Source organism: Corynebacterium sp., from assembly GCF_043426755.1.
In the GTDB taxonomy this organism is placed as follows: domain Bacteria; phylum Actinomycetota; class Actinomycetes; order Mycobacteriales; family Mycobacteriaceae; genus Corynebacterium.
In genome coordinates, this window is sequence record NZ_JBHWRP010000105.1 from 1 (window position 1) to 7,808 (window position 7,808).

The 7,808-nt window shown below is 59.3% G+C and carries 8 protein-coding genes and 1 pseudogene; 7 read left to right on the top strand and 2 right to left on the bottom strand.

Annotated features, from left to right (window positions below; translation table 11 throughout):
- Positions 1-243: 243 nt before the first annotated feature.
- Positions 244-417 (top strand): hypothetical protein, encoded by a 174-nt coding sequence (locus tag ACHFGA_RS10950; RefSeq protein WP_394282411.1) that lies wholly within the window; start codon positions 244-246, stop codon positions 415-417.
- 75 nt (positions 418-492) lie between these two features.
- Here ACHFGA_RS10950 and ACHFGA_RS10955 read toward each other — a convergent pair.
- Positions 493-1,047 (bottom strand): annotated as a pseudogene (locus ACHFGA_RS10955) (NADPH-dependent FMN reductase).
- A gap of 108 nt (positions 1,048-1,155) precedes the next feature.
- Here ACHFGA_RS10955 and ACHFGA_RS10960 point away from each other — a divergent pair.
- On the top strand, positions 1,156-2,787 hold the full coding sequence (locus ACHFGA_RS10960; RefSeq protein WP_394282412.1) for a peptide chain release factor 3: 1,632 nt from the start codon (positions 1,156-1,158) through the stop codon (positions 2,785-2,787).
- Here ACHFGA_RS10960 and ACHFGA_RS10965 read toward each other — a convergent pair.
- Positions 2,784-3,644, bottom strand: coding sequence for a patatin family protein (locus ACHFGA_RS10965; RefSeq protein ID WP_394282413.1), 861 nt, complete (start codon positions 3,642-3,644; stop codon positions 2,784-2,786). The two genes, ACHFGA_RS10960 and ACHFGA_RS10965, sit on opposite strands and share 4 nt — an antisense overlap.
- Before the next feature lie 183 nt (positions 3,645-3,827).
- Here ACHFGA_RS10965 and ACHFGA_RS10970 point away from each other — a divergent pair, with 183 nt between their 5' ends.
- The 5 genes from ACHFGA_RS10970 to ACHFGA_RS10990 form a co-directional block, all read left to right on the top strand.
- A complete protein-coding gene (locus tag ACHFGA_RS10970) occupies positions 3,828-4,538 on the top strand; it encodes an ATP-binding cassette domain-containing protein (RefSeq protein WP_394282414.1) in 711 nt (236 codons plus the stop codon).
- A complete protein-coding gene (locus tag ACHFGA_RS10975; RefSeq protein WP_394282415.1) occupies positions 4,535-5,296 on the top strand; it encodes an ABC transporter ATP-binding protein in 762 nt (253 codons plus the stop codon). The genes ACHFGA_RS10970 and ACHFGA_RS10975 overlap by 4 nt, the downstream gene beginning before the upstream one ends.
- Before the next feature lie 116 nt (positions 5,297-5,412).
- Entirely contained in the window at positions 5,413-6,096 is a 684-nt protein-coding gene (locus ACHFGA_RS10980; RefSeq protein WP_394282416.1) for an ABC transporter substrate-binding protein, read from the top strand.
- Complete coding sequence (locus ACHFGA_RS10985) at positions 6,039-6,806, top strand: ABC transporter substrate-binding protein (protein ID WP_394282417.1); 768 nt, start codon at positions 6,039-6,041, stop codon at positions 6,804-6,806. The genes ACHFGA_RS10980 and ACHFGA_RS10985 overlap by 58 nt, the downstream gene beginning before the upstream one ends.
- 151 nt (positions 6,807-6,957) lie before the next feature.
- Positions 6,958-7,808, top strand: an 851-nt coding sequence (locus ACHFGA_RS10990; RefSeq protein WP_394282418.1) for an ABC transporter permease, incomplete at its 3' end; no start/stop codon positions are given.

Here is a 7,808-nt window from a genome sequence, read left to right on the forward strand (position 1 = left end):
CCCTGATTGCGGAGGAAGGGCTGGCGAAGGCCCAAAACAAGGTGCATTCCCGGCACTGAAGATTAAATTTCCTTCACCTAACTTTCACTTCGGCCTCATAGTTGCTGACCAGCGCTTTTATGAATTTTAGGTGAACTCCACAGCCATTGCCAAGGTCCGCAAGTGGTGTTTAAGTAGAAATCGACCCTGGGAAGTTTCCCGGGGAAACTCACTCGGAACACTCACTCGATTGGAGCTCACACAATGAACATTCAGGCAATTATCGCCTCCATCATGGCGGCGATCGCATCGATCACAGGCGGCATCGGCTCGTCCGTCCCAGACTTTGGCCACATTATCAACCAGATCTTCGATTGGGATGACTGGGATGACAATGACGATTGGGACGACGACTGGGATGATGACTGGGACGACTAATCCCTAAGCTGTTCTGACAAGAATAAAGCCCGGCCCCTCCTCCTGCACTCGGGAAGGGGCCGGGCCTTCTAGTCTTTACTTGTTCAGCTGCTCCACGAGGCGCTCGGTCTCGTTGAGAATATTTTCCAGTTCTTCGCCGCGGCGATCGTTCGGAGTGACGTTGCCCTGGCCATCAAACTCAGTAAACATAGACAGGTCGATCTGGTTGCGCACGTCTACCATCTGGAAGTTGGCAACAATGGTGCGCCAGTGCTCCACGGCGCGGGTAGCACCGACGGAGCCCTAGCCGACGAAAGCAACCGGCTTGCCAGCCCACTCAGATCCCAGCGAGTCAAACGCGTTCTTCATCGCCCCAGGAACGGAGTGGTTGTATTCAGGGGTAACGAAGATGAAACCGTCACACTCGTCGACTGCCTGAGACCAGCGGGTGACATTCTCATCGTCGTATTGCTTGTTTGCTGCACCGGGGACCACGGCGGCGTCGAGAAGCGGCACGTTGAACTCCTTCAAGTCCAATACCTTGTAATCGGCGCCCGAACGCTTGGCAGCGGCGTCCGCCACCCACTGCCCGACGGACTCGCCCAGGCGCCCTTCGCGAATGGACCCGACAAAAATACCAATTGTTGCCATATTAAACACTCCTTTTGTTGACACGTATGCAACTGTCTCTTCTCATCATACATAAGAAGCGCAGCCCGGCTGGGGGTTTCGTGAGCATTGCGACTAGTCTTAACCCCTATGAGTACGCTTTCGGAAGCCAAGCGGCGGCGCACCTTCGCCGTCATCGCCCACCCCGACGCCGGTAAGTCCACCCTGACCGAGGCGTTGGCACTGCACGCCCACGTGATCACGGAAGCCGGCGCGACCCACGGCAAAGGCAACCGCAAAGCAACCGTGTCGGACTGGATGGAGATGGAGAAGGACCGCGGCATCTCCATCGCGTCGTCGGCACTGCAGTTCGAGTACAAGCCGGAAGGTTACGAGGGCGAGCCTTACGTCATCAACCTCGTCGATACGCCCGGTCACGCGGACTTCTCGGAGGATACCTACCGCGTGCTCTCAGCGGTCGATGCTGCGGTCATGCTGATCGATGCCGCGAAGGGCCTGGAGCCGCAGACGCTCAAGCTCTTCCGCGTCTGTAAAGCGCGTGGCCTGCCGATCATCACCGTAATCAACAAGTGGGACCGCATCGGGCGCGAACCTCTGGACCTCGTCGAGGAAATCGTCACCGAGATCGACCTGCAGCCAACACCGCTGTACTGGCCCGTGGGCGAAGCCGGCGACTTCCGCGGGTTGGCACACGTCGACGACGACGGCGAGGTGGACAGCTACGTCCACTTCACCCGCACCGCCGGCGGCTCCACCATCGCGCCCGAGACCTTCTACTCCCCCGATGAGGCCGAGTCGAAGGAAGGCGACGCGTGGGAAACCGCCGTCATGGAAGCGGAACTTCTCGCCGGCGACGGCGCCGTGCATGACCAGCAGATGTTCGAGCAGTGCATCACTTCGCCCCTGATTTTCGCCTCCGCGATGCTGAACTTCGGCGTGCATCAGATTCTGGACACCCTCTGCGCGATCGCGCCCGCACCGGAAGGCCGCGCCTCAGACCCGGCGGCGGTGGAGGCGTCGACAAGCGCTATGGACGAGTACCGCGAGCTTGACGACGATTTCTCCGGCGTCGTCTTCAAGGTGCAGGCCGGCATGGACAAGTCGCACCGCGACACCCTGGCCTTCATGCGCGTGGTCTCCGGCGAGTTTGACCGCGGCATGCAGGTCACCCACGCTCAATCGGATCGCAGCTTTTCGACGAAGTACGCGCTGACCGTCTTCGGGCGTACCCGCGACACCGTGGATACCGCATACCCGGGCGACATCATTGGCTTGGTGAACGCTGGATCGCTGGCGCCGGGCGACACCATCTACTCGGGCAGAAAAGTCCAGTTCCCGCCGATGCCGCAGTTCGCACCCGAATACTTCCAGACCCTGCGCGCGAAGAGCCTGGGCAAATACAAGCAGTTCCGTAAGGCACTGGAGCAATTGGACTCCGAGGGCGTTGTGCAGATCCTGCGCAACGATCTGCGTGGCGATGCCGCCCCGGTCATGGCCGCCGTGGGGCCGATGCAGTTCGAAGTCATGCAAGCCCGCATGGAAAACGAGTACAACGTGGAAACGGTCACCGAGCCCGTGCCCTACTCCGTTGCGCGCCGCACCGATGCCGAATCCGCCGAAGAGCTGGGCCGCCAGCGCGGCGTGGAGATCTTCACGCGTACCGACGGCGAACTCATCGCCCTTTTCGGCGACAAGTGGAAGCTGGCCTTCATCGAGCGCGAGCACCCAGAGCTGACCATGGAACCGCTGGTGGCGGACTAGAGGAACGCCTCCCAGGCCGGCCACTCGCGCTCCATCTGCTTCTCCCCTAGCGCGTAGGAGGCCTCCAGCCGGTCGACGCGCCGCTCGCCCACGTTCACCGGCATGACATCGGGGAAGAAGACCTGCGCGCGGCCTTGCTCCTCCAGCTCGAGGATGCGCTTCTTCGCGTTGTTATAGCGATCTGGCCTAGTGATTTGGGCCTCCGCCACCGCCGCGTAGGTGCGGTACAGGCGCCTCAAAGCCTGCGGGCGGCGCACCTGCGGCTTCCAGTAGTCGCGCGGGCGCGAAGCAAGGACCAGGAACTTCTCATACCCAGCGCGCTCCGCGGCATCGATCAGCAGGCCGCCGGAGGATCCTAAAGCGCCGTCGACAAAGGGTACGCCATCGATATAGCGCATCGGCATCATCAGCGGCAGGGTTGAGCTAGCGCGCACCATCGCCAAGATATCTTCGCGTTCTTTGATATCAGCGCGCGTCCAGGACACGGTCTCGCCGGTGTCTGCACGGCAGGCGTCGATATGCACCTCGCACGGGTTGGCTTGAAAGGCCTCCCAGTCGAAAGGGATCGCCTCCTGCGAATTCTCATAGATGAACTCCGCGTTGAAGTAGCCGGTGCCACGAATCAGCGATTGGAAACCACCAAACTCTGGGTGGGTAGCAAAGGTGGTGAAGGAATCCTTAGCGCGTTTCGCGTCGTGCGAGACGAAACTTGAAAGGTGCGAGGCACCAGCCGATACTCCTCCAACCCACCCGAAATGAACGTCGTGCTCAATCAGTGCAACGATGCAGGCTGCGGTATAAGAATTTCGCATACCACCACCTTCAATCACAAGGGCGGTATCCGTAGCGTCAATCATGTTTAGCCAGTTTACATTGTCGAATTTCTACCAGGCCCGCACCGCCAGTGGATCACAAAATGAAAATCCTTATTGGAGTGAAGCTGAAAATTTCGCCGCCATTCTTGGCATTTCTTCCTTCTACGAACGTTCCCCACCCCCACTTGGGTGCCACACTATTGAAAACGGCTACCGTTACCATTTGTGGAAAACTGCAGCACCTCTCTCTCACACGTCACTATTGCTGTAACTGGTGGCAATAGTGACGTGCTTGTCGACGATGTCTCGCTGACCTTGCCACACGGCACACGGACCGCGCTCATCGGACGCTCAGGCTCCGGAAAATCCCTCATCGCTGCGGCGCTGACTAGACGCCTTCCCCACTCCATGGCACTGACCGGCATGGTGCAAGCACCCCGGCGCGCGATCCTCATCCACCAGGATTCTTCCGATGCACTCAACCCAATCGTTCGGGTAGGTCAGCAGCTCTCTCTCACGGGGGAAGCCGACGAGGCGATCGTCGATACGCTCCTTCAGCTTGGCTTTGAAGACCCAGATGCTGTGCGCAGTTGCTTTCCTGCCGAACTATCAGGCGGGCAAAGGCAACGCCTAACCATCGCGATGGGCCTCTTAGCGGGAGCCAAATTGATCATCGCCGACGAATCTACGACCGCCCTCGATCCAGTAAATCAACAGGCAGTCACCGAGACACTCAGCGCCGTCACAGATGCAGCGGTCCTCTTTATCACTCATGACATCGCATTGGCCGCTGCGTGTTGCGATCGCTTATACGTATTGGATGCAGGCCGCATTGTGGAATCCGGCAGACTCACAGACGTGGTAGCCCACCCCTCCAGTCATGTCACACGCGCCCTCATGGCACAGGCGCGATCGCGTCTTGCGGTGAGTGCATGAGGGGGCTTGAAGCACACAGCATTGTCGCTGGATATACCCGTGACACACCGGTTCTGCATGACGTGGACTTTGCAGTGCATCCTGGCGAACGCGTGGCTGTCATTGGCCGTTCGGGTTCCGGAAAATCCACCTTGTTGAAGGTGTTGCTACTCCAGGTGGCACAACAATCAGGCACGGTCGCACTGAACGGAGTAACTGTGCCGACTGGTTCGGTACGTCACATGCGCCCGTACAGACGCTTAGTGCAATACATTCCACAGGATCCGGCCTCTTCGCTGGACCCGCACCTGCCTGTGCGCCGCCTGATTGGCGACCCATTACGTCAGCTAAAAGTGCCTGGCAACCACCGAAAACTTGTGGAGTCTGCACTGGAAAGTGTCCATTTAGGCCCAGAGTTTCTTTCACGCCGCAGACATGAAATCTCCGGCGGGCAAGCTCAACGCGTGGCGATCGCCCGCGCGTTGGCTACAGGATCACGCTTCCTGCTTGCCGACGAACCGGTGTCCGGCCTGGATCTTCCTCTGCGCGATGAAGTACTGAACACCCTCAGCGGCCTAGAGGGCGTGGCCATCGTGTTTGTCACGCATGATCTGGACGCTGCCGCCGCGCTGTGTGACCGCGGCGTGGTGCTACATCGCGGCCGCGTTGTCGAAGAAGGCCCTATGCGTGGCCTACTTAATTCTCCTTCTCACACAGAAACTGCGGCCCTCGTTCAGGCCCTCCCCGCTTACCTCTCTAAGACACAAAGGAAATTATGATGTTGCGAAAACTAGGATCTGTTCTTGTTTTATCCTCGGTACTTTTCGCCAGCGGCTGTTTCTCCACCAGCAATTCCGGTGAGGGAAATAGCAGCAACCGTGTCTCGGTGGCGCACATGCAGCCGCCACGGTCTGGTCTCACCCCACTTTCCGACGATGCGTTCAAGCTCTCACGCTGGGCCACCGCCGAAACCCTCGTTCAGCTGGATGAAGAAGGAAACGCACAGCCAATGTTGGCCACCGAGTGGGAACAGGTCAATGACACCACGTGGCGCTTTTCCATCCGCGACGGTGTCACCTTCCACGATGGCACCGAGCTGACTGCGGAGCGAGCCGCAGCCTCCTTGTCCTTTGCGAACGAAGCGTCGCCGAGACCGCGCATCTTGGACGGTGTGGATTTTACTTTTACAGCTGATGGCACAGATGTAGTCGTCGAGACAGGTGAACCTGACCCATTGACACCGCAACGTTTATCATCGCCACAGCTGTCGATCCTGGCGCAAGCCGCCTACTCCGCTGATACCGTCAATCCAGTCGGCCACGGCACCGGCCCGTTTGAACTGGTCAACGTCGATGGAACGTCGTCGGCAACTCTGGATAAATACCCAGACTACTGGGGCGAACCGGCACAGGTGGACGGTATTGATGCCCAATTTGTCCCAGATGGCACCGCACGTGCTGCGGCTTTAGGTACCGGCGATGCACACGTGGTGGAAGCAATCCCAGTGGCACACTATCTAGCGTGGATCCGGACACAATCTACGAGGTACCCATGCCTCGCACCAATACTCTGTATTTGAACACGGAGTCCGGCCCATTCGCAGACCCTGCCATCCGCGCTGCAGCCGAAGACGCCATCGACCGCGCAGAGCTCGTCGATAATGTTTACGAAGGCCATGCCGACGAGGCTGCCGGCTTGTTGGGCCCTGCCTTATCGTGGGCCGCCCCACTGCGCACAAACACTGCGTACTCAGAAGAGATAGAGAACAGAGTTGAGCCTGCCTCACCCGAGCAGGCGGCGGGAACCCCAATTACCTTGGGCACCTTTACCGACCGCGCTGAACTACCGGAGGTTGCGGTGCGTTTGGAACAACAGCTAGAAGCGGCAGGTTTTGAGGTAGAGCAGGATGTGCGCGAATACCAGTACATCGAGGCAGACGCATTGGATGGCCAGTTTGATGCGTTCATCTTGTCGCGGGCCACAGTACTCGACTCAGGCGACCCAGTAGCGTACTTTGCTTCTGACTTTTCCTGCGCTGGCTCATTTAACATTTCCCAATTCTGCGATCCGCACGTGGACTCGCTGATTGAAAAAGCCTCCCGCATCGCGCCGGGCCCGGAGCGTCAGGCAGCGATCATGGAGGCCGAAGCTGCAATCCTGTCTCGAACAGCGGCGATTCCGCTGCTGCACGAACGCGTCATTCAGGGCGAAGCACCGAACGTGTCTGGTGTGGACCGCGATCCACGTGAGCGCACCCTGATCACCAACAAAACTTCTCTGCAGCACTAGGGAATCGTAGATGGTCAGCATCGTTTCCCGCAGTGTGGCAATATTCGGGTTACTCGTCCTAATCGGTTTGCTGCCATGGCTAACAACGTCCAGCCCGGAATATACGGTCTTGCGTGCCCGGTACTCAGAGTTACCAGTAACGGAAGGAAACTTGGCGGTAGTTCGCGAGCAGCTAGGTTTGGACCGTGGCCCAGTGGCCATCTTTGGCAGCTGGGCGGGCGGGATACTGCGTGGGGATTTGGGGACATCCTGGGTCTCGGGCAAACCGGTCGGCCCCGGCATGATTCAGTCACTGGGTGTATCACTGACATTGATGGCGATTGCCTTGTCGATCAGTCTGTGCGTTGCTGTACTGCTGTGCGCACCGACGATCCACCGTGGTGTGCGTGGTCGTCCAGCCAGGGGTTCAGGCGCTCTCGCGGTGGCGCTGACCGCACTCCCAGAGTTTTTGCTTGCTACCGTCTTTCTGCTCGTGGGCGCGGTCTGGCTGGGATGGTTCCCACCGTATGGGTGGCGTGACTTCAGTTATGCGGTTCTCCCGGCGCTGTCCTTGGGCCTTCCCGCCGGAGGGTACTTAGGTCGCCTGCTCTCGGACGCCTTAGCCGATGCCTTCCGAGAACGGTGGGTGGATACGTGGCGTCAAATTGGTGTATCTGACATACGTTTGCTGGCTGCGGTGACCCGTCGCGCTTTACCTGGTGTATTCAGCCAGGTTGGCTTAACCGTCGTGGGTATGACCGGTGGCGCGGTAGCCGTCGAGCAGGTTTTTGCCATCCCGGGGTTAGGGCGCGCAACTTTAGGCGCTGCTGCAGCCCAAGACATCCCCGCGCTACAGGCGGGCGTGCTGCTGCTCCTGGCACTAGCGGTGACAGTTGGTGTGGTGTGCGAGGTGCTACGCCGACAGCTACTGGGGCCGGCGCATGCGTTGCAATCCGCCCCAGTGCCAAAACCTGACGCGTATCGACGACGACGTGATTATATTGTGCCCGCTATCAGCGGCGG

What these genes read in the sequence shown, in the direction of transcription:
- ACHFGA_RS10965 (WP_394282413.1), bottom strand. Translation starts at nt 3,644, where the DNA reads ATGATTGACGCTACGGATACCGCCCTTGTGATTGAAGGTGGTGGTATG.
- ACHFGA_RS10960 (WP_394282412.1), top strand. Translation starts at nt 1,156, where the DNA reads ATGAGTACGCTTTCGGAAGCCAAGCGGCGGCGCACCTTCGCCGTCATC.
- ACHFGA_RS10975 (WP_394282415.1), top strand. Translation starts at nt 4,535, where the DNA reads ATGAGGGGGCTTGAAGCACACAGCATTGTCGCTGGATATACCCGTGAC.
- ACHFGA_RS10950 (WP_394282411.1), top strand. Translation starts at nt 244, where the DNA reads ATGAACATTCAGGCAATTATCGCCTCCATCATGGCGGCGATCGCATCG.
- ACHFGA_RS10980 (WP_394282416.1), top strand. Translation starts at nt 5,413, where the DNA reads ATGCAGCCGCCACGGTCTGGTCTCACCCCACTTTCCGACGATGCGTTC.